Here is a 20,587-nt window from a genome sequence, read left to right as displayed (position 1 = left end):
ATGCACACAAAGAATAGGCACTACCTTGCTAAGCAAATCGCTTTAGCGCTCACATTTGGTTGTTCCAGCATCGCAGTCTCTAATGCGCATGCTCAAGACGAGTCCGCAGCGCCAGCTGAGGAACTGATCGAAGTGATCAGTATTTCTCGAAAACGACCAGAAAGTATTCAGGAAGTACCTATTGCAGTCACTGCATTATCTGCTAACGAGCTGGAAGCTGCAGGGGTTGAACGCTCGGGTGATTTCATTGGTCTCATCCCAAATGTAAGCATAGTAGACTCAGCTAACGTGGGTGATACTCAAGTAAACATCCGCGGGATTATTTCAACTCGTGATGCTGAATCAACCTTTGCCTATGTCGTAGATGGTGTGTTGCAGACCAACCCGAATAGTTTTAACGAGACTCTTACTGATGTTGCGCAGATTGAAGTACTTAAAGGGCCACAGGGTGCGCTTTACGGGCGTAACGCTGTGGCGGGTGCCATTCTCGTAACCACCAAAACGCCATCAGATATTTTTGAAGCGCGCTTTGAAGCCGGAGTGGGAAACAACAATACTCAGCGATACAGCGGCATGGTTACTGGCCCACTGAGTGACAACGTATTTGGTCGATTAGTTGTTGCACATTCAACAACCGACGGCTTCTACGAGAACGTGTTCTTGGGCCGTGATGATGTTGTGGACTTTTTAGAAGACACCAACGTGAAAGGGCGTTTAATTTGGGAAGCAACAGATGACCTTACACTCGATTTTCGTGCGTCTCACAGCACAGTAGAGGGCGGCGCAATCAACTTTAACGCGGTGTTCGCACTACCTAGTTTTGAAACTGCGTTTGGACAAAGTGCATTCTTTAAAGACGTGAATGACCATGAGTTTATCTTCGCGTTTAACGTACCAGGCGAGAACGAGCAAGACACCACAGAACTGTCGTTAAAAGCTGACTGGAGCGGCGACAGTTTTGATGTCACTGGTGTGCTGGCTTACAACGACTTAGAAGAGTATTTATTGTCTGATGGTACTAGCGCGTCGTTTTATGGTTACGAAGTTACACCGCAATGTCAGACCGATCGTCAAACGTTAAACAACCTGCCAACTGACCTTGGCGGTGCTGGAAGAAGTGATTTATTTGGTGATTTCCTGTCGCCATTCGTCGTGCTTCCACCAGGGCAGGATTTTGCTGGGGTATACGGCCCTTATACCCCGTCTTCATGTGACGGTTATCAGTATCAGGAGCGTAGCCAGAGAGACTTTAGTGGCGAAATTCGCTTTACCTCGAATGATACTGACGCAGACTTGCGTTGGATCGCAGGTGCTTATTTTGCACAAATCGAACGTGATGTCGTGGTTGCCTATGGTGCCGATCAAGGTCAAGGCTTCTTACGCCAACCTTACGTTCCACCTACGGGACCAAACCCTACTGACTTGCTGTTTAATGATACCTTCGATACCACGGTGCTATCAGCCTTTGGTCAAATTGAATATGACTTAAACGATGCATGGGAATTGTCGGTGGCGTTGCGTTACGACAATGAATCACGAGAAGTTTCAAACAATGTACCCAATGTGAGTGCTTCGGGACTTAACGTAAATACCATTGTTAACGGTGTTGTAGGGCCTATTAACCCAGCATTTGGGGTAACTCCTGATGGTATACCGGATAGAGATGCTAGTTTTAGTCAGTTTCAACCTAAAGTAACTGTTAGCTATGAAGCAAGTGATAACTTAAACCTCTACGGCAGCTATGGCGTGGGTTTCAGAAGTGGTGGTTTTAACTCTATTGGTACAGAAGCGACCCTTGATTTTTGGTTCAATGCCTCTGGCAACGGTACGCCAGGTGATGCGGTTAACGCACAACTGATCGTGCCTGATGACTACGAAAAAGAAGTGACCACTAGCTTTGAACTAGGAAGCAAAGCAACATTGCTCGATAACCGTCTGAAACTGAATACTGCATTTTTCAATACCCAGGTTGATGACAATCAATTCTTCGAATTCTTTGCCGGTCCGTTTGGGTTGTTGCGCGCGGTAACCACTATTGATGAATTAGAAATACAGGGCTTTGAGATCGATTTTAACTACCGAGCTACCGACAATCTCACCGTATTTGGTGGAGCTGGCTTTATTGATAGTGAAATCAAAGAAAATAGAAATAGACCTCTCTCTGTAGGTAACGAAGCGCCGCAAACCCCAGACAAATCATACACCTTTGGCTTCAATCACGAATACGAGGTGAATGACGATTTACTACTATCAACACGTGTTGACTATCAATATGTCGGCGAAACGCCATTTCACACGCTGCAAGGTGAAGAAACACCTACCATATGGGACTTCTTTGGCACTTTAGGTGGCGGTGTACCTCCTGGTCCACATCCTCAGAATTTCTCCAACGCTACGCGTGATGCATACAGCACTGTGAATGCCCGTATTACGTTAGCCGGTGAAATGTGGAGCGTTGCACTGTGGGGAAGAAACTTAACCGATGAGCAGTTTTTACAGGAAGTTATCCCAGCACCAGAATTCGGTGGCTCATTCATTCATCCATCGGCGCTACGCGCATACGGTATTGATATTAGCGTTAGTTTCTAACGCTAATTGAATTAAGTAATTTCTGAAATTTAGAGAGTACAAATGAATAAACCATTGGCAGGCATAACAGTCATCGACTTAACCCACATGTTATCTGGGCCGTATTGCGGAATGATATTGGCTGATTTAGGGGCTGAGACGATCAAGGTGGAGCCTCTGCACGGCGAGGGTACAAGAAAGCTTCTTGCTACCGACCCAGAGAATTCCATTGATGGTATGGGCGCGTATTTTATTACGCTTAATCGAAACAAGAAAAGCGTATGTATCGACCTCAAGTCAGACGAAGGGTTAGAGGTGTTCTACGAATTAGTCAAAAGTGCGGATGTGGTAGTGAATAATTTCGGTGCAGGTGTACCCACACGGCTTCGCATTGACTACGAACATTTAAGTAAAATAAACCCTGCAATTATTACCTGTTCAATTACAGGTTTTGGAAACGAAGGGCCTAAATACAAACGCCCCGCATTCGACCAAGTTGCACAAGCAACCGGTGGCGGTATGTCCATTACCGGTACTGACCCCGAAAACCCGGTGCGCGCAGGGATCCCTATCGGCGACTTAGGTGGCGGTATGTTTGCTGTCATGGGCATTCAAGCGGCACTTCTAGAACGGGCAAAAAGCGGCAAGGGCCAAGACGTAGACATCTCGATGCTCGATTGTCAGATATCTCTACTCAATTACATGGCCACTATGTACTTTCTATCTGGGAAAGACCCATTCCCTATTGGAAATTCGCATTTTGTGCATGTGCCTTATAACACCTTTAAAACCTCTGACGGTTTTATTGTTATTGCAGTGATCACTGACAATTTCTGGCAAAACCTGAAAGGCGTGGTTAATGAGCCATCTCTTGACCTACCAGAGTTCGACACGCAACCCGGTCGATGGGCGAAGAAAGACTTTATCGACAGTACGTTAAATACCGTTCTTCAGAAGCAAACATCGGCCTATTGGATCGATAAGCTGGAAGCCGCACGCATTCCATGTGCACCGGTAAATAGCTTCTCCCAAGCGCTAAGCGACGAACAAGTACAGCACAGAAATATGGTGGTTGAGCTAACCTCTGGTGATGGAAACACCACTAAAGGTCCGGGCAATCCTATCAAGCTGTCTCGCAGTAGCGAAGAAAGCTACAGCCCTGCGCCTAAGCTAGGTGAACACACGAAAGATGTTCTGAGTTCGGTGGCAGGGTTAAGCGATGATGCCATACAAAAACTGATTGATAGCAAGGTGGTGGGCTAATGACTAACCAAATTGTTATCAATGATGTAGGTCCTCGTGACGGGCTTCAGAATCAGCCAAAAACGCTGAGTATCGAAGAACGAGTTTCGTTAATTACAGCGTTAGTTGAGGCGGGACTACCGGCTATTGAAGTAGGTGCCTTTGTATCGCCGAAAGCAGTGCCGGCAATGGCAGGGACTGATGAAGTTTTTGCGCAATTACCAAAAGATAAAGGCGTAAATTATTCAGCGCTGATCCCCAATGCTCGGGGGTTCGAAACTGGCGTTAAATTGAACGTGCCTCTCATGTCATTAGTGGTAGCGGCAAGTTCGACCATGAATGAAAAGAATATCCGGATGACGACAGCGCAATCAATGTCGATGTCGTCAGATGTTCTTGGCATGGCAAAAGAACTCAATAGAAACGTTCAGGCATATGTGGCGACTGCTTGGGAGTGCCCATTTGAGGGGATTGTGCAACAAGACGAAGTGCTAAAAGTAACTGATGGGCTTATCAAGGCTGGTGCGTCTCACATTGTTGTGGCTGACACCATTGGTGCGGCTGCCCCTGACGCGGTGCACAGCTTAATGAGTAAGCTGGCGGCGGAATTTGGCGCTGATAAGTTGTCGTGTCATTTTCACGATACTCGCGCCATGGGCGTCGCTAACGTTTATGCGGCTATTGAGGCGGGTATTCGACAATTCGACGCATCGATTGGAGGCTTAGGTGGATGTCCTTTCGCTCCAGGCGCAACAGGAAATGTAGCCACTGAAGATATCGTGCTACTTATTGAACAAATGGGCTTCGAAACAGGTATCAATATGAGCAAGTTGCTCGAAGCCTCTGACTTAGCGACAGAATTAACAGGCACAGCGCGGGGCGGACACGCAAAGGCTTGGTTAAAACAACAAAAATAGAGAAGGGGAAAACCATGTCTTATAGACTCGGTGTTGATGTAGGCGGTACGTTCACTGACCTACTACTGATTAATGAGGATACTGGGCAGACCTACACTGCAAAAGTACCTTCTACACCACACGACTCATCGGTGGGCGTATTAAACGGTATCGATCGTATTTGTGAAGAATCCGGTGTGCCTGTGTCCAATATCCATCGTGTAATGCACGGCACCACGGTAGCCACTAATGCGGTGTTAACGGGTAAAGGTGCTAAAGTCGCCTTGGTTACCACCAAAGGATACAAACAAGTCCTTCAGGTGGCGCGTTCATTTTGCCCCGGTGGTCTGGGCGGTTGGGTGAGCTATGTTAAAAAGCCCTTGCTGGCACCATTAGAACTCACCGTAGAAGCCGATGAGCGTATTGATGCGAAAGGCGATGTGGTAAAGTCACTAGACGAAGCTGCACTGATTGAAACCTTGAAATCACTCAAGGAAAAGGGTGGCTTTACTGCACTGACAATCTCTTTTATCAACGCCTACGTAAATGGTGTAAATGAGCAACGCGCAAGAGAAGTGGCCAAGACGATATTCCCTGATATGCCCATCTCTATTTCGTGTGAAGTGGTACCCGAGCTACAAGAGTATGAACGCACCGAAACGACAGTGGTGAACAGTTATGTTCGCCCAGAGGTGGCCAAATACGTTGATAACTTATACGGCGCTCTCACCGAAAAAATGGGCGATAACCTGCATTTATCCATATTGCGTTCAGACGGTGGCTTAGCGTCTGCCCGTTCGGCGGCAGACAGCCCAGTAAACCTATTGATGTCTGGCCCCGCAGGTGGAGTGGCAGGTGCTATTCACTTCTGCAAACAAGGGGGCTTTGACGACATTCTTACCTTTGACATGGGGGGAACATCTACCGATGTGGCTTTGATTCAAAACGCCACAGCCAGAGTACGCCGAGAAACACGCGTGGGTGATGTCACCGTGCGGGCGCCATCGGTAGACGTAAGAACCGTTGGTGCGGGTGGAGGGTCATTGGCCTTTGTACCTGAGTTGACAAAAGCACTGCGTGTTGGTCCTGAATCAGCGGGCGCAAAACCAGGGCCTGCGGCATATATGAAGGGGGGAGAAGAGCCCACCGTTTGCGATGCCAACGTTGTGCTTGGCTATCTACCTGCTGATGTTCAGCTTGGTGGGAAGATGTCTATCAACCGAGATGCCGCTGTTGCTGCTGTGAAAAAAGTGGCTGATGCCATGGAAATCAGCGTGGAAGAAGCGGCCGAAGGCATTATTAAAATTGCCAACGAAGCCATGTTTGGTGCACTTCGCTTGGTGTCTGTTGAGCAAGGTTTTGACCCACGTGAATTTGCCCTTGTTGGCTTTGGGGGGGCAGGCCCGCTGCATGCCAATGCGCTAGGTATTCTTACGCAAGCCTGGCCTGCGATTATTCCTCCGGGTCCAGGTGTGTTATGTGCCTATGGTGATGCCACTACACAGGTGCGCAACGAAGCCTCGCAAACATTGGTATCACTATTGAGCGATGTGTCTATTGATAAATTTAAAGACACGCTACAAAGTTTGGCAGAGAAAGCGTCTTCTACGCTCATTGCTGACGGTATAGATGCTAGTGAGCAAGAAATTACCTTCCAAGCAGACATTCGTTATACCGGCCAAGCCTTCCAGCTGTGTGTGCCTTTCACTATGAATGACCTTGATGAACAAGGGCTTGATTTACTGAAAGCACAATTCGATGCAGAGCATACCCAGTTGTTCACTTTTGCCCTTGAAGAAGGTCATGAAGTGGTCATGGTTCGTGCCATTGCAACTGCGAAAAGTACACCATTGCCAACGCCTCCTCAACCTGATGGTAGCTACACTCTCGCAGACTGCGAAATCACCCACAGTAAGATTTACTACGAGGGACAATACCACGAGGCGGTCATTTATGACCGAAGTAAGTTGCATTCCGACTTAGTGGTAACTGGCCCTGCGATTGTGTGTGAAATGGACTCAACCACTGTGGTGCTACCTGGCTTTGTTGCCAATGTAGACAGTGTAGGGAATTTGTTGATAACACCAGAAACACAGGCTTGAGGGGAACGTGATGAACAATAAGATTAAGCAAACTAATAACGCTCCGCTCAACCGTGTTGACGTGGATACGGTAACTGTAGACATTATTGAAAATGCATTGAGAAATGCCCGTGAAGAAATGGACGCGGTGCTATTCAGAACGGCCATGAGCCCGGGTATTCGAGAGCAGGGCGATTGTTTCCCCATGATCGCGAATAAAGACGGCAAAATGGTCGTGGGACAATTTGGCTCATTTATTCATGGCTTTTTAGACGCGTACGAAGGTGAATTGGAAGAAGGAGATATTATTCTCACCAACGACCCTTACATGACCAATGCCGCAGTATCCCATTTGCCTGATTGGATCGTGCTTGTGCCTATTTTCAAAGAAGGCCGACACATCGCATGGTCTGCCATGTTTGGTCACATGTCAGACAATGGCGGTATGGTACCTGGTTCAATACCTATTAAAGCAGAGTCTATCTACCAAGAAGGTATTCGTATTCCGCCGACTAAGCTTTACAAAAAAGGTGTACTACAAGCCGATATTTTGGAATTGATACTACACAATGTGCGCACGCCTCAGTGGAACCGTTTTGACTTAAATGCCTTAGTGGCCTCGTGTAAAACGGCGGCAAAGCGCTGTGAAGAAATCGCAGAACGCTTTGGTGACGATGTGTTTTATTCAACCATGGAAATCATGCTTGAGCGTAATCATGTTGCTATGTCTGCCATTATCAACATGATAGTACCAGAAGAGCCCCGTGTGTTTGAGGACTACTTGTGTGATGATGGCGTTGGCATGGGGCCGTACAAAATTCGCTGTAAAATGTGGCGCGAAGGCACCAAAGCCATCTTTGACTTTGAAGGCACAGATCCACAAGCGAAAAGCTCGATCAATTTCTACTTAAACGAAGACATGTTCAAGATGTTCTTCGGGTCTTTCACGATTAACCTAGTCGACCCTCAAATACTCTTTAATGATGGTTTTTATGACTTAGTGGACGTGCGTATACCTCAAGGAAGTCTATTAAAACCGAACTTCCCTGCGGCACTGTCGGGTCGAACCCATGCCTTGGGCCGCATTTTTGATGTGATGGGTGGCCTGCTGGGACAAAGTGCACCAGAAGCAATGAACGCTGCTGGATTCTCTGACTCGCCACACCTGTTTTATTCAGGTTACGACGACAAAGGTGAATGGTTCCAGTTGTTCCAAATTGGCTTTGGCGGTATTCCTGGACGTCCAGCGGGTGATGGTCCAGACGGTCATTCTTTGTGGCCCGGATTTACTAATGTGCCCAACGAATTCGTCGAAGCATATTTCCCATTACGTGTAGAAAGCTACGAGACTATTGCAGATTCGGGCGGCGCAGGTTTGCATCGCGGTGGTAATGGGTTGTCGGTGGCTTATCGATTCTTGTGTGATGGCGCTATCGCAATTCACGATGATCGTTGGCTCACTTACCCTTGGGGTGTCAATGGCGGAGAGCCAGGTAAGCGTTCAACTAAGCGATTAGTCCGCGCTGACGGCACAGAAGAAGTATTGCCAGCCAAGTGTGAAGGCGTTGAAGTGAAAGCGGGTGACCTGCTGTACTTTGATACTTGGGGTGGTGGCGGTTGGGGTGACCCCTATGCTCGATCTCCGGAAGCGGTACTGCAAGATCTTGAACGTGGCTTAATTACACAATCTGGTGCGCTGCGCTACGGTGTAGTGGTAGAAGGCGGTGAAATTGATGAAACGGCAACCGCCTCACTACGTGAGAAGCTAACAGCTGAGCGTGGCGAAGTGTCCTTGTTTAATCGGGGTGGCACTATTGAGGAAATCAAAGCCCGAGCACTGGAAGAGACAGGCCTACCTGCTCCCGTATCCCCTACCTTTGTGGGAAGCGCGAAGTGAGCGTGAAAGACCAAGACCTACCGCAGGGAGACGTGCCATTTGGCACGCGCCCTGCGCTAATTGTGGTTGATATGTCGTTGGGCTTTACCTCGCCTGAGAGTCCTTTGGGTGGAAACTTCGATTCGCAGGTTTCGGTGACGAAGGATCTTGTGGAAGGTTTTTATAACAATGGGTTCCCCGTTGTATTTTCCACAGTGGTTTACCACAACGACAACGTACAGCACGTGTTCAGAAGCCGTCTACCCGATTTAAACATTCTCACACCCGACAGTGAGTGGATTAAAATCGATCCAAGGCTTCCCATGGGACAACAGGCGAGTGTGCTCGAAAAAACAGGGCCGAGTGGTTTTTTTTAACACTGATTTAGACCATCAACTCCGAGCACAAAACGTTGATAGTTTGATGGTTTGTGGCCTAACTACCAGTGGTTGCGTGCGTGCTAGCGTTATAGATGCCCTACAGTTTGATTACCCTACTTGGGTTGTCAAAGACGCGTGTGGCGACAGGAATCTCAGTGCTCACAACGCAAATTTACACGACATGCACGCCAAGTATGCATACGTGGTAAGTAAAGAAGATGCCTATGAATACCTTTCTACTTAACGACTGAAAAAACGGGTACTAGAACACGGTAAGTAGTTTTACCGACGTTACTACCCTTTATAACTCACAACATCCAAGCAGCTTTTCTCTGGGGTTACACATCAAATGATGTAAATAGCTAGAGAGGCTTTCTTGTATCCTTAATTACGTAATTAAAGGAAGCGCAATGACTAAAACCCTCTACGACAAATTGTGGGATTCTCATTTTGTTACCGACATTGACGGTGAAGGCTTACTGTATATCGACCAACACTTAATTCATGAAGTCACATCACCACAAGCATTCGATGGATTGAATCAAAAAAATCGCAGAGTACGCCGACCGGACCTTACGCTGGCTACAATGGATCATAGTATCTCGACCCAATCAACGTCTCTTGATGCGTGTGGTCCGAAAAATGCGCTTCAACTAAAAACCTTGATTGAAAACTGTCGTCAACACGGCGTTGTGTTGTATCCGGTGGGTGATAGCAACCAAGGCATTGTGCACGTTATGGGGCCCGAACAAGGGCTTATTCAACCGGGAATGACAGTGGTATGCGGTGACTCACATACAGCGACACATGGCGCGTTGGGTACACTTGCTTTTGGCATTGGCACATCCGACGTCGAGCATGTGCTAGCAACGCAAACTATCAGGCAGACAAAAGCAAAAAACATGCGAGTACTTTTTGAAGGCGAATTGCCCAAAGGCATTTACGCCAAGGATCTGATTTTGGCCCTGATTGGTAAGATTGGGCACGACGGCGCAACAGGCCATGTTATTGAATATGCGGGAAGTGCGATGTCTGCTATTTCCATGGAAGGTCGAATGACCATTTGTAACATGAGCATAGAAGCTGGCGCTAAAGCAGGTATAGTTGCTCCTGATGCGGTTACCTTTGAGTATCTCAAAGGAAGAAAAAGTGTGCCGTCGGGACAACAATTTACCGACAAGGTAGCGCAATGGAAACAGCTCTATACTGACGACAACGCCACGTTTGATAAAGAAGTCATCCTAGATGTGTCTGATTTGGCACCTCAAGTCACTTGGGGAACAAACCCCGGGCAAGTAATCAATGTAGTAGACCCGATTCCGGCGCTTTCCAGCTTTGCCAATGAAAACCAAAAACAGGCTGCTGAAAAAGCGTTGGCATATATGGATGTAAAAGAGGGGACCACATTAGACAGTCTGCCTATCTCCCATGTGTTTGTGGGGTCGTGCACCAATAGCAGAATAGAAGATCTGCGCGCCGCAGCAACTATTGCGAAACAGGGTAAAGTTGCAAAGGGCGTTAAAGCTATTGTTGTTCCAGGGTCGGTGAAAGTAAAAGAACAAGCAGAAAGTGAGGGGCTTGATGAAATATTCAGAGCCGCAGGTTTTGAATGGCGTTTACCTGGCTGTTCTATGTGTTTGGGCATGAATGATGATGTGTTAGGTATGGGTGACCGCTGTGCGTCTACTAGCAATAGAAACTTTGAAGGTCGTCAAGGCAGAGGCTCTAGAACCCATTTAGTCAGCCCCGCCATGGCTGCCGGTGCCGCATTAGCAGGTCACTTTGTTGATATTCGACAGTTTTGAGGGGAAGAAGTATGGAACCTATTATAAAGATAGTCGCAAAAGCCATTCCGCTAATGAACAACAACATCGATACGGACCAGTTGTTGCCGAAACAATTTTTGACTGAAATCTCGCGAGTTGGATTTGGCAAACATCTTCTCCACGATCAGCGTTACCTTGATGACAAGGAGCAAGTATCCAACCCGAGTTGTGTGTTAAATGACACAGCCTATGACGGTGCCGAAATACTGTTATCGGGAGAAAACTTTGGTTGTGGTTCAAGTAGAGAGCACGCACCATGGGCTATTGCCGATTTTGGTTTTAAAGTTGTTATTGCCAAGGGCTTTGCAGATATCTTTTACGGTAACTGCCTCAATAATCAAATATTGCCCGTAAGTTTGCCGGGGAATATCGTTGATGAAATAGCGAAAGCATGTAGTGACAACCCGAGCCAAAAGGTAGAGGTGAATTTAGACACACAAACGGTCAGTTGTGGAAGCATCGAAGCTACTTTTTCCATTGAAGTTCATCACAAACAAAATTTGATGAACGGAGTTGATAAGATTGGAAGAACCCTTCAAGCATTAGAGGCAATCAATGCTTATGAGAGCAGAATAGAGCTTTGAGTCTGCATTACAGGTTACCGTCGAGATTACATTTCGCACGGTAACCTTGTGATAACAGGACAAAAAGCTCGTCTAGCATTGACGTTAAAACGCCTTAATTTTGCGTCATTCGTTGTTAATTTATGTTTTGTTTATCAATATACTAAAACCACAACTTCAAAAAAACACACGTCCAAGAGTTCGCTCTAACAACGACAAGGATTTAATTATGAGATCACTGCGCTCACTCACAGCGTTGATCATGACGGTTAGCACTTTGCTACTTCCTTCCCTTCCCACTCACGCTTTGGAAGATACGATTAACCCAGAACTCTTTGACGGAATGGAATACCGTTTCGTAGGGCCATATAGAGGTGGTCGTTCGGTAGCGGTCGCTGGTGTAGAAGGGAACCCAAATTTGTATTACATGGGCGCGACAGGCGGTGGTGTGTGGCGAACCCTTAACGCGGGATTGTCATGGGAGCCATTGTCAGACAAAGACTTTGCCGTTGGCAGCATTGGTGCTATTGCCGTTGCTCCATCAGATCCTAATGTGATTTATGTGGGAACTGGGGAAGGGCCAATTCGCGGTGTTACTACAAGCCACGGTAAAGGGGTTTATAAATCAACAGATGCGGGTGAAACCTGGCAACTCGTTGGGTTAGATACCAGAGGTCAAATACCTAAAATTCGAATTCACCCCACCAACCCCGATATTGCTTGGGTGGCAGTGCAAGGCAATATTTGGGCACCAAACGATGAGCGCGGTGTGTTTAAAACAACAGATGGCGGCGAAACTTGGCAGCATGTATTAAAAGTTAATGGTGACACAGGTGCTGCTGACTTAGTACTAGACCCATCAAACCCCAGAGTGCTTTATGCCAGCATGTGGCATCATGGAAGAACGCCTTGGTTTGTTAAATCTGGCGGTGAAGGCGGCGGCATATATAAGTCTACTGACGCCGGCGAAACGTGGAACAAACTAGAAGGTGGTTTACCTGATTTAATCGGTAAAGTGGGCATTGATGTTTCTGCTACTAACCCGAAGCGCTTGTATGCCATAGTTGAAGCGGAGAAAGGCGGTGTTTATCGAAGCGACGATGCCGGTAAATCTTGGAAGTTAATGAATGGCGATAACATTCTTAAGGCGCGTGCGTGGTATTACAACCACCTCAAAGTAGATCCTAATGATGAAAACACTCTGTATGTAATGAACGTACAGTTACACAAGTCGATTGATGGCGGTAAAACCTTTGAGATAAAGAAACTTCCCCATGGCGACACCCACGATATGTGGATCAACCCCGACAATAGCTTAAATATGATTAATGCTAATGACGGTGGTGCCACGATAACCTTTGATGGCGGTAAGTCGTGGTCGAGTATTTACAACCAGCCAACCGCGCAATTTTATCGCGTTAGCACCGACAATCTTACCCCTTACTACCTGTATGGCGGGCAGCAAGACAACACAACTATGGCTACGCCCTCATCCACATGGGATAGCGGTATTGGCATACAAGAACAGTTTGCAGTGGGCGGTGGTGAAAGCGCGCATATTGCCTTTGATGCTGACAATCCAGAGCTTATTTATGCGACCACAATCAATGGCACGTTAACTGAGTACACACGCAGCACAGGGTTGACTCGCCCTATTATGCCTTATCCAGAGTATGTCTTTGGTCGTAATGTGAGAGATCAACGTTACCGTACTAACTGGAACGCTCCTGTGTTGGTGTCGCAACACGATGCTAATACCGTGTACTACGGCACTCAACTTATTTTAAAAACCACAGATCGCGGAGTTAACTGGCAAGAAATCAGTCCAGACCTCACGCGTAACGACCCTGAAAAACAAGGCCTAAATGGCGGCCCAATCACTAATGAGCAGGCGGGCGCAGAATACTACAACACTGTTTTCTACATTGCTGAATCACCCAAAAATCAAGGTGAGCTATGGGTTGGCGCTGATGATGGTAAGTTACACCTCACCCGAGATGAAGGCCAAAATTGGAAAGATATAACCCCTCATGACGAAGAAGCGCAGGTTAACGCCATCGAGCTTAGCGTGCACGCAGAGGGCAAGGCGTATGTAGCTGTGACAGGCTACAAGCTGAACGACTACCAGCCTTACATTTACAAAACGGAAAACTACGGTAAGCGTTGGAAACGCATAGATGATGGTTTACCAGAAGATGCATTTGTTCGAGTGGTCCGTGAAGATACCGAGCGTGAAGGCATGCTCTATGCGGGGACCGAGAGTGGCATGTTTGTCAGCTTTGATGACGGTGAGCATTGGCAAGCACTCCGTCTCAATCTACCACCGGTGCCGATCACTGATATGCAGGTTAAAGGTAACGATTTAGTGGTAGCCACACAGGGAAGAGGCTTTTGGATCCTCGATGATATTGCCCCTCTGAGAGAGGTGACTCAATCGCTTGAAGATGAAGTCCTGTTCCAGTATAGCCCTATCGACGGCATTAGATTACTCGCTGGTGGCGGTGCTAATGGCCAACCTCAAGCAAGCAACCCAAAACGCGGCGCGACCTTCCGTTACTTCCTGGGGGAATCTGACGAAGAACAGAGTTTGCGTATTGATATTTTTGACAGTAACGACCAGCTTGTACGCACGCTTTCTTCCGAAGCAGGGGAGTTTGAACAATGTGCTAAAGGGAATGAGGACCCTCGTAGTCCGTTGACCTTTAAGCATCCTTCAACCGACGAGGGGTACAATGAATTTGTATGGGACCTTCGTCGAGTGCCGCTCAACTGTATTGAAGACGTGAAGCTGTTTGGTGGATGGAATGGTGCACGAGTGATGCCTGGTGAGTACAAAGCGACTATCACTGTGGGTGAGCACAAGCAGAGTCGTCGATTCCAAGTGCTTGCTGATCCTCGAGAAGTCGCCGAAATTGAACAGCTTTTGATAGTTGAACAAAGCATACAGGCAAGCGAAAACCTGTTGAACGACTTGTTCTCGCATCTTCAAAAAGCGCGCAATGTTCGCAGTAGGCTCAGCCAAATTACCAGCGATAATGTGATGCTGGACAGCGACGTATCAGAATCAATAGATCAAATTATTGCCGCAATTGATGAATGGGAAGCATTGGTGGTTCAGCCCAAGCATCAAACCTTTGAAGATGATATTAACTGGCCAAATATGCTTGATAGACAAGTACGCTTTTTAATGGATAACTTTGACCGTACCGGCGCACCGGCACAAAGCGGAGCGCTAGAGCGATTGTCTGACTTAGAAGGTACTTGGCAGCAATACAAACTGCAATTGGAGTCTTTGTTTGGCGAGCAAGTGGCTCCTGTGAACAAAGCGTTGGCTGAAAGCGGAAGCTATGATTTAGATAGCTTGTAGTTTTTGTCTTTATGATGAATTAGAAAGCAGCACATGTGTGCTGCTTTTCTTTTTATATAATCTACTCGCTCGACACCTACTACGTATTTTTTTCCGCTGCCACTACAGATATCTCAACTAGCAAAGCGTTTCTTGCCATGTTGGCGGTGACACAAGCTCGTGCTGGAGCATGACCTTCGGGCACCCAGTTATCCCATACTTCATTCATTTCTGCGAAGTACTGCATGTCTTTCAAGTAGATGGTAGCGGAGAGAATATGTTCTCGATCACTGCCTGCTTGGGCAAGTAAGGCATCAACCTTGTCTAGCATGGTTTGAGTCTGTTCGGTAATGCCTTTAGTGGCGTCGGCACAAACTTGTCCGCATAGATAAATTACGCCGTTGTGCTTAACAATACGGCTCATACGTTGTTTGGTTTCAATTCTTTCTATCGACATAGTTTGGATCCGTAATACTGAAAAAGTCGCGCAGATTTTACGCGAGCTTATATTTTTAATTCAATGGGTATAAAGTAGATGGTACCAGAGGCTGGGCTTTGACTGGGCCGACATCTCATGTGCTGTTAGAAATAACTTGAGTCGCCATTTTTTAGCATCAATCTTCGGTATAGCGACAGTTGGGGAAGCTTGAGCACCCTATAAAAGTGTTACCTGCATTGTTGCCGCGCTTGGCTTGTCGTTCGACTAATTCACTGCCGCACCTTGGACATAATGTCTCTTTGTTAGAATCTATCTTTGGTGATGTTTGTACATCCTTAACAAGCGACAATAATTCATTTCCAGCAATTAGCTGGATGGATTTATTCGATGCAAAATCTTCAGCCTGCTGGGTAAATCTACCCGAGCATATGATTGTGACTGTGTCTGCATCGCTAGCCGTTAAAACGCCAAACATTTCTCGAACCACATTTACACCGACCTTTTGCGTTTTCCATTGTTTACATTGAACGAGTGTAACTTCGCTATCTTTCCTCAATTCCAGATCTATGCCCCCGTCGGCACCATATCCACCTTCCGTTACTCGATACCCTTGTCTGCGATAGGCTTCGGCAACTAGCTCTTCAAAATTACGCCAATGAAGTTGTCGAATCGTTTCAATGCTTTTCTGGTTGTCTAATTGTTTTGCCTTACGTCGAGTATTGATAAAAGAAAATGGAGCGATGAGTAATATGAAAATCGCGAAGTATGGTGCGTTAATAGCAAAAGCGTTAAACATCATATTGATAAGTTGATTGTTGGTTTCGATATAAGGCAATAAGTGGCCAATCATCAAATAAACAACAGCTGCCACTATCAACGAAACCCACCAAGGAGCATCAAATAAAAGGTCTACAAACGACGAACTTTTTCTAGGCATGTTCAGACTTCCTTGGTAAACGATGAAGATATAGTAATTCCGGTTACTTCGTGATTTGGTATTAATTCCTATCGTGTGGTATCGACTATAGGTCTTAAGGAAGTAAAATCTTAATCTAGGATTTACTTATATTGAGCTCTTAATTTTGATTTTCAGATTAGTAAATATATAAGCTCATACATACTGGCAGAAAGTTGGTTTTTAATCGGTAAAACATAGATGTCCTCCAGAGGTCGAGCTTTGACTGGGCCGACACTCGGACGGCGCACCTCGGGTGTGTAGTTAGCTTATTTTCAGGCACAAAAAGGCGGAGGATTTTGAAAAGTACGCGTCTGCTTTGGCATTTTATAATCAATAGGTTGCAAGTAAAAAAGACACGTTATAAATTTTTTTCATGACTGACGGCTGTCAAATAGAAAATTCTTAGTTCAAATTTACCCGATTCTAACTCCGTTTATACTAATTTTGGATTAGCAATATGAACACAATGTGCGCATAATATGGGCATATCATGTGGAGGTGTTTATGAATGTCACACTAGGTTCAGAATTTGAAAAACGTATAAATGAGAAAGTTGCTTCAGGTCTTTACACTTCTGCAAGCGAAGTGATCAGGGATGGTTTGCGGTTGCTGTTTGAGAAAGATGTATCGAAGCAGCAGCAACTAGAAATACTAAGAGAAGAGGTTGGTAAAGGTTTTCAGCAATTGTCTAATGGGCAAACTTCTGATAAGTCTGCGCTGGCTATTTTTGCTGAAGTGAGCCAGGAAATCGATGGCAAGCTATAGATTATCAGAGCTTGCTTAAGATGACATACGACTAATCTCTGCCAAAACTATTAAAGATTGGGGGCGCTCTCAAGCTGAGAAATATGTTTTACTTCTGCACGAGACGCTCCTTCAAATTGCTAACAATCCGGATATTGGTAGGAATAGACCTGAATTGTTTGAAAAGGCAAAGAGCTTCCCAGCGCAAAAGCACATTGTATATTATTGGCAAAGCGAATCCGGGATAGAGATCGCCAGAATATTGCACCAGCGAATGGATTCATTTTCAGCATTTGAATGAAGCCAGTTGATGAGTAGCTCGAGGCAATAGAAAAAGAGCCGATTTGCTTTCCTACAGGCACAAAAAACCGACTTTCGTCGGTTTGTGTATATCTTCACAATTGGTATTGAAGATATGGTACCAGAGGCCGGACTTGAACCGGCACACCCGCAAAGGCGGCGGATTTTGAATCCGCTGCGTCTACCAATTCCGCCACTCTGGCTTCGATAGATGTGCTATCAGTGAGAGCGCATTATAGCGATGAAACAGCGCGGTACAAGTCTTTTTTTCGGATTTATTACAGTAAGGTAATTGAATGGGGAATTCTTAATCAAATGACAAGCTTGAGTGTAAGGATTTGCCTTGAGGTATCTTAATCTTGTGTCAAACTACGGCCATTAGAGTTTTGTATTCATGTCGTTGGTAGTTTTGTGAGCAAGCAAAATAAAAAGTCCTCTCGTGGTTCACGAGCCAAGAATAAACCGAGCAATGTTGAAAGCGAAAATACAGTAGACAACACTCCTTTGCACGAGCGAGCGAGTTTCTTTAAACGTTTACTCGCGATGATTTACGATACGCTCGTTGCAGTAGCCGTGGGCATGTGCAGTGCTATGGTTATCATTGTTGTTTTAATGATTTTGTTGTCGAACGATGTGCTCAGTATGCAGGGCTTCGAAACTCCTTCAGAGCTTATTCAATCATCTTGGCAATATAAATTACTCATCCAAATTTGGGTGGGGACTTGGGTTGCTGGATTCTTTTTGTGGTTTTGGAAAAAAGGCGGTCAAACGTTGGGCATGCGTGCATGGCGCTTGCGTATTTTCAGCACCGTTGATAAGCCGATGACATGGTCTCGTTTGGTATTACGCTTGATTTCATCTTTGGGTGGATTGGGCACTTTGTTAGTGTTGTTTGATATAAAAAACAAACAATCCCTTCAAGATCGCATTGCTCAAACCGAAGTGGTAAAGCTTTCTAAAGAAGCGAACGACCACAAGCAGTGGTAGCTCGCTCAATGTGCTTTTACTTTCGCAACAGAAAGGCTGCTATTCCGGCAAATAGCATGCTAGGTAATAGCGCTCCCGCAAAGGCGGGGAGTTGATACACTAAGCTCAGCGGACCAAATACTTCGTTTAGAATGAAGAAACTAAATCCAGTGAGTACGCCCATGATGATACGAGCGCCCATGGATACGCTGCGAAGCGGGCCAAATACGAATGACAAAGCCATTAGCAGCATTACACACACTGAGACGGGTTGTAGTATTTTGCGCCATAGTGCGAGTTCATAACGCGCTGGATCTTGGTTATTGTTCTCCAAGTAAGCCACATAGTCCAGTAAGCCAGTGATTGAAAGAGCTTCTGGTTTGACTGCCACTATACCGAGCTTATCCGGTGTTAGCGTTGAATCCCAGTGCATCGCTTCTGCGTTTTCTACCTCAACACTCTCTGGTGAAAAGTGGGTAATGTCTACGTCTTGAAGTGACCAACCTGTGCCGTCAAAGGCGGCTGATTCTGCAAAGGTGAGTGATTTAAGCGAGAGGTCGTCGTTAAAATCGAACACGCTTACATCTTGTAAACTATCTCGACTGACAACTTGCCCAATACTCACGAACTGCTCACCATCTTTCGCCCAAACCAGTTGGTCGGAAGAGAACAAGCTACCACCAGTAATGGCTTCTGTTCTTATCTCTTTGGCTTTTGATTCGCTGAATGGCGTTACCCATTCGCCCACAGCCATCACCAACAGAATCATCAGCACTGATGATTTCATTGCTGAAGATATGATATTCCAACGACTCATTCCTGCGGCTTGCATGACAACCAGTTCACTATTACTGGCGAGTAGACCCATGCCAATGAGTCCGCCTAACAGTGTCGCCATAGGGAAGAACTGTTCTAGATCTCTAGGTAGGCTGAGTAGCACGTACAAAAAGGCGACCATCATGTCGTAGTCGCCTTCGCCAATTTTACGAAGCTGCTCTACAAACTTAATTAGCGCACTCAAGCCAATAAGCACGGACAGGGTAACGGATACGGTACCCAGTAGTGTTCGAGCAATGTAAAGGTCGAGGATCTTAAACATCTAGGTTCTCCCTCTGATCCATGCTCTAAACTGGGTGCCTGATTTTCGGTCGCGGGCTATGAGCGTAATACCAATAATCAGCATCACCGTATGTACCCACCACAGACCGAGGAAAGACGGCATCTTCCCGTCTTCCAGCACCCTGCGACTAGCAAGTAACAACAGGAAGTAACCTAGGTATAGAAGAATGGCTGGGAACATTTTGCCGAAGCGCCCTTGCCTAGGGTCAACGGCACTCAACGGCACGGCAATAAGTACCAAAAAAGGAATCGACAACGGAATGGCGATACGCCACTGAAGCTCTGCGCGATACTCAATGTCGTCACTTTCCCAAAGGGTTGAAGTAGGCAGTACGCTCACCTTTTTGCGTGAAGCCTCTGCAGGTTTATCAGCAATTTGAATGTGATACTCATCAAACTCGATTTTGCGATACTGTCTCTGCGATTGCAGCCCCTCGTATTGAACCCCTTCATTCAAAATAAGGTTGCGCGTTCCGTCTGGATTGTTGGCGACTTCACCACTTTGCGCATATACCACTCGAACATGGTTATTAGTGCCATCAGACTGATTTTGCGACAAAAACACCCGTCGAAGTTTATCGTCTGTATCTATGTCGTGTACAAAGATAACGGCTTTATCATTACCGGTCTGTTGGAATCTACCAGGGATAATTGACGATATTCCCGCTTCACTGCGGGCTTTTTCTCTGAGTTGATATTCGTTCTCTGCTGCCATGGGGGCGAAGTACAAGGTAATGGCACCGGTAACTACCATTATTAGTACGGACAAAAACAGCATTACTCGAGTGACGTACCACTCACTGACGCCACAGGCCCGCAATACACTCATTTCACTGTCTACGTACAATCGACCATGGGCTAACATAATGCCCAAATAAGCACTGATGGGAAGCACCAAGGAAGCAAGTGCAGGTGTGTATAAACCAAGGAAGCCAAGAACCAAACTGGCGGGTATGTCACCGTCTGAGGCATCACCTAACACGCGAACAAAACGCAAAGTGACGAAAATCGCCATTAAAATGAAAAAAATAGCGAACTGAGACTTTAGCGTTTCCTTAAGTAAATAGCGGAATATCAGCATCTCAGTCCTTTCTGAAAATTTGGAATTTTAGTGAAAGAAAGCACAATTTTGAGTAAACTTATCGTTTTTACACGTTTTGCCTGTAATCAATAACAACTGGTTGCATGATGTTACGTCGCATTAGGCTATTTTAGCGCCTACATTGCGCCATTCGCAGCGAGCATGCAAGTCATGGCTGCGTATTAAAACACAAAGCAGTGCA

17 protein-coding genes and 1 tRNA gene are annotated in these 20,587 nt (G+C 46.2%); 13 read left to right on the top strand and 5 right to left on the bottom strand.

From position 1 onward, the window contains the following. The 10 genes from EYS00_RS14705 to EYS00_RS14665 all read left to right on the top strand — a co-directional run bounded on the left by EYS00_RS14705 (position 1) and on the right by EYS00_RS14665 (position 14,799). On the top strand, positions 1 to 2,589 hold the full coding sequence (locus EYS00_RS14705; RefSeq protein ID WP_130637927.1) for a TonB-dependent receptor: 2,589 nt from the start codon (positions 1 to 3) through the stop codon (positions 2,587 to 2,589). A 42-nt stretch (positions 2,590 to 2,631) separates the two neighbouring features. Beyond that, on the top strand, positions 2,632 to 3,831 hold the full coding sequence (locus EYS00_RS14700) for a CaiB/BaiF CoA-transferase family protein (RefSeq protein ID WP_130637925.1): 1,200 nt from the start codon (positions 2,632 to 2,634) through the stop codon (positions 3,829 to 3,831). Further along, positions 3,831 to 4,727 carry a hydroxymethylglutaryl-CoA lyase gene (locus EYS00_RS14695; RefSeq protein WP_130637923.1) on the top strand — a complete coding sequence of 299 codons (897 nt, stop codon included), beginning with the start codon at positions 3,831 to 3,833 and terminating at the stop codon, positions 4,725 to 4,727. The genes EYS00_RS14700 and EYS00_RS14695 overlap by 1 nt, the downstream gene beginning before the upstream one ends. 14 nt (positions 4,728 to 4,741) lie before the next feature. Continuing rightward, entirely contained in the window at positions 4,742 to 6,808 is a 2,067-nt protein-coding gene (locus EYS00_RS14690; protein ID WP_130637921.1) for a hydantoinase/oxoprolinase family protein, read from the top strand. Positions 6,809 to 6,818: 10 nt separating this feature from the next. Further along, the gene (locus EYS00_RS14685) at positions 6,819 to 8,684 is read left to right on the top strand and encodes a hydantoinase B/oxoprolinase family protein (RefSeq protein WP_130637919.1); all 1,866 of its coding nucleotides are present in this window, start codon (positions 6,819 to 6,821) and stop codon (positions 8,682 to 8,684) included. Continuing rightward, positions 8,681 to 9,040, top strand: a complete 360-nt coding sequence (locus tag EYS00_RS21020) for an isochorismatase family protein (protein ID WP_242618785.1) — start codon at positions 8,681 to 8,683, stop codon at positions 9,038 to 9,040. Before EYS00_RS14685 ends, EYS00_RS21020 begins: the two co-directional genes overlap by 4 nt. After that, positions 9,027 to 9,287 (top strand): isochorismatase family protein, encoded by a 261-nt coding sequence (locus EYS00_RS21015; protein WP_242618784.1) that lies wholly within the window; start codon positions 9,027 to 9,029, stop codon positions 9,285 to 9,287. The genes EYS00_RS21020 and EYS00_RS21015 overlap by 14 nt, the downstream gene beginning before the upstream one ends. Before the next feature lie 166 nt (positions 9,288 to 9,453). Beyond that, on the top strand, positions 9,454 to 10,848 hold the full coding sequence (gene leuC, locus EYS00_RS14675) for a 3-isopropylmalate dehydratase large subunit (protein WP_130637917.1): 1,395 nt from the start codon (positions 9,454 to 9,456) through the stop codon (positions 10,846 to 10,848). Positions 10,849 to 10,859: 11 nt separating this feature from the next. Beyond that, complete coding sequence (leuD, locus tag EYS00_RS14670; protein WP_130637915.1) at positions 10,860 to 11,453, top strand: 3-isopropylmalate dehydratase small subunit; 594 nt, start codon at positions 10,860 to 10,862, stop codon at positions 11,451 to 11,453. Between the two features lie 208 nt (positions 11,454 to 11,661). Further along, positions 11,662 to 14,799, top strand: coding sequence for a glycosyl hydrolase (locus EYS00_RS14665; protein ID WP_130637913.1), 3,138 nt, complete (start codon positions 11,662 to 11,664; stop codon positions 14,797 to 14,799). Between the two features lie 79 nt (positions 14,800 to 14,878). Here EYS00_RS14665 and EYS00_RS14660 read toward each other — a convergent pair whose 3' ends face one another. Together EYS00_RS14660 and EYS00_RS14655 are read right to left on the bottom strand one after the other, a co-directional pair. Beyond that, the gene (locus EYS00_RS14660; protein ID WP_130637911.1) at positions 14,879 to 15,235 is read right to left on the bottom strand and encodes a RidA family protein; all 357 of its coding nucleotides are present in this window, start codon (positions 15,233 to 15,235) and stop codon (positions 14,879 to 14,881) included. A gap of 157 nt (positions 15,236 to 15,392) precedes the next feature. Further along, positions 15,393 to 16,154, bottom strand: coding sequence for a DUF2034 domain-containing protein (locus EYS00_RS14655; protein WP_130637909.1), 762 nt, complete (start codon positions 16,152 to 16,154; stop codon positions 15,393 to 15,395). A 525-nt stretch (positions 16,155 to 16,679) separates the two neighbouring features. Between EYS00_RS14655 and EYS00_RS14650 the strand changes: the two genes are divergently transcribed. Then, the gene (locus EYS00_RS14650; RefSeq protein WP_130637907.1) at positions 16,680 to 16,940 is read left to right on the top strand and encodes a type II toxin-antitoxin system ParD family antitoxin; all 261 of its coding nucleotides are present in this window, start codon (positions 16,680 to 16,682) and stop codon (positions 16,938 to 16,940) included. A 25-nt stretch (positions 16,941 to 16,965) separates the two neighbouring features. Beyond that, entirely contained in the window at positions 16,966 to 17,220 is a 255-nt protein-coding gene (locus EYS00_RS14645; protein WP_307723751.1) for a type II toxin-antitoxin system RelE/ParE family toxin, read from the top strand. Positions 17,221 to 17,335: 115 nt separating this feature from the next. On the opposite strand, the gene EYS00_RS14640 is transcribed toward EYS00_RS14645, so the two are convergent. Beyond that, positions 17,336 to 17,422, bottom strand: a tRNA-Leu gene (locus tag EYS00_RS14640). A 208-nt stretch (positions 17,423 to 17,630) separates the two neighbouring features. Between EYS00_RS14640 and EYS00_RS14635 the strand changes: the two genes are divergently transcribed. Further along, positions 17,631 to 18,206, top strand: a complete 576-nt coding sequence (locus tag EYS00_RS14635) for an RDD family protein (RefSeq protein WP_130637905.1) — start codon at positions 17,631 to 17,633, stop codon at positions 18,204 to 18,206. A 16-nt stretch (positions 18,207 to 18,222) separates the two neighbouring features. Here the strand turns inward: EYS00_RS14635 and lptG are convergent, their stop codons facing one another. Together lptG and lptF are read right to left on the bottom strand one after the other, a co-directional pair. Continuing rightward, the gene (gene lptG, locus EYS00_RS14630; RefSeq protein ID WP_130637903.1) at positions 18,223 to 19,284 is read right to left on the bottom strand and encodes an LPS export ABC transporter permease LptG; all 1,062 of its coding nucleotides are present in this window, start codon (positions 19,282 to 19,284) and stop codon (positions 18,223 to 18,225) included. Continuing rightward, positions 19,285 to 20,385: an LPS export ABC transporter permease LptF gene (gene lptF / locus EYS00_RS14625; protein WP_130637901.1), complete on the bottom strand. Its 1,101-nt coding sequence runs from the start codon at positions 20,383 to 20,385 to the stop codon at positions 19,285 to 19,287. Between the last annotated feature and the right edge of the window lie 202 nt (positions 20,386 to 20,587).

Source organism: Alteromonas sp. KUL49 (genome assembly GCF_006538345.1).
Lineage (GTDB): Bacteria > Pseudomonadota > Gammaproteobacteria > Enterobacterales > Alteromonadaceae > Alteromonas.
Note: the sequence above shows the minus strand (reverse complement) of the source record. Positions and strands in the feature narration are given on the sequence as shown.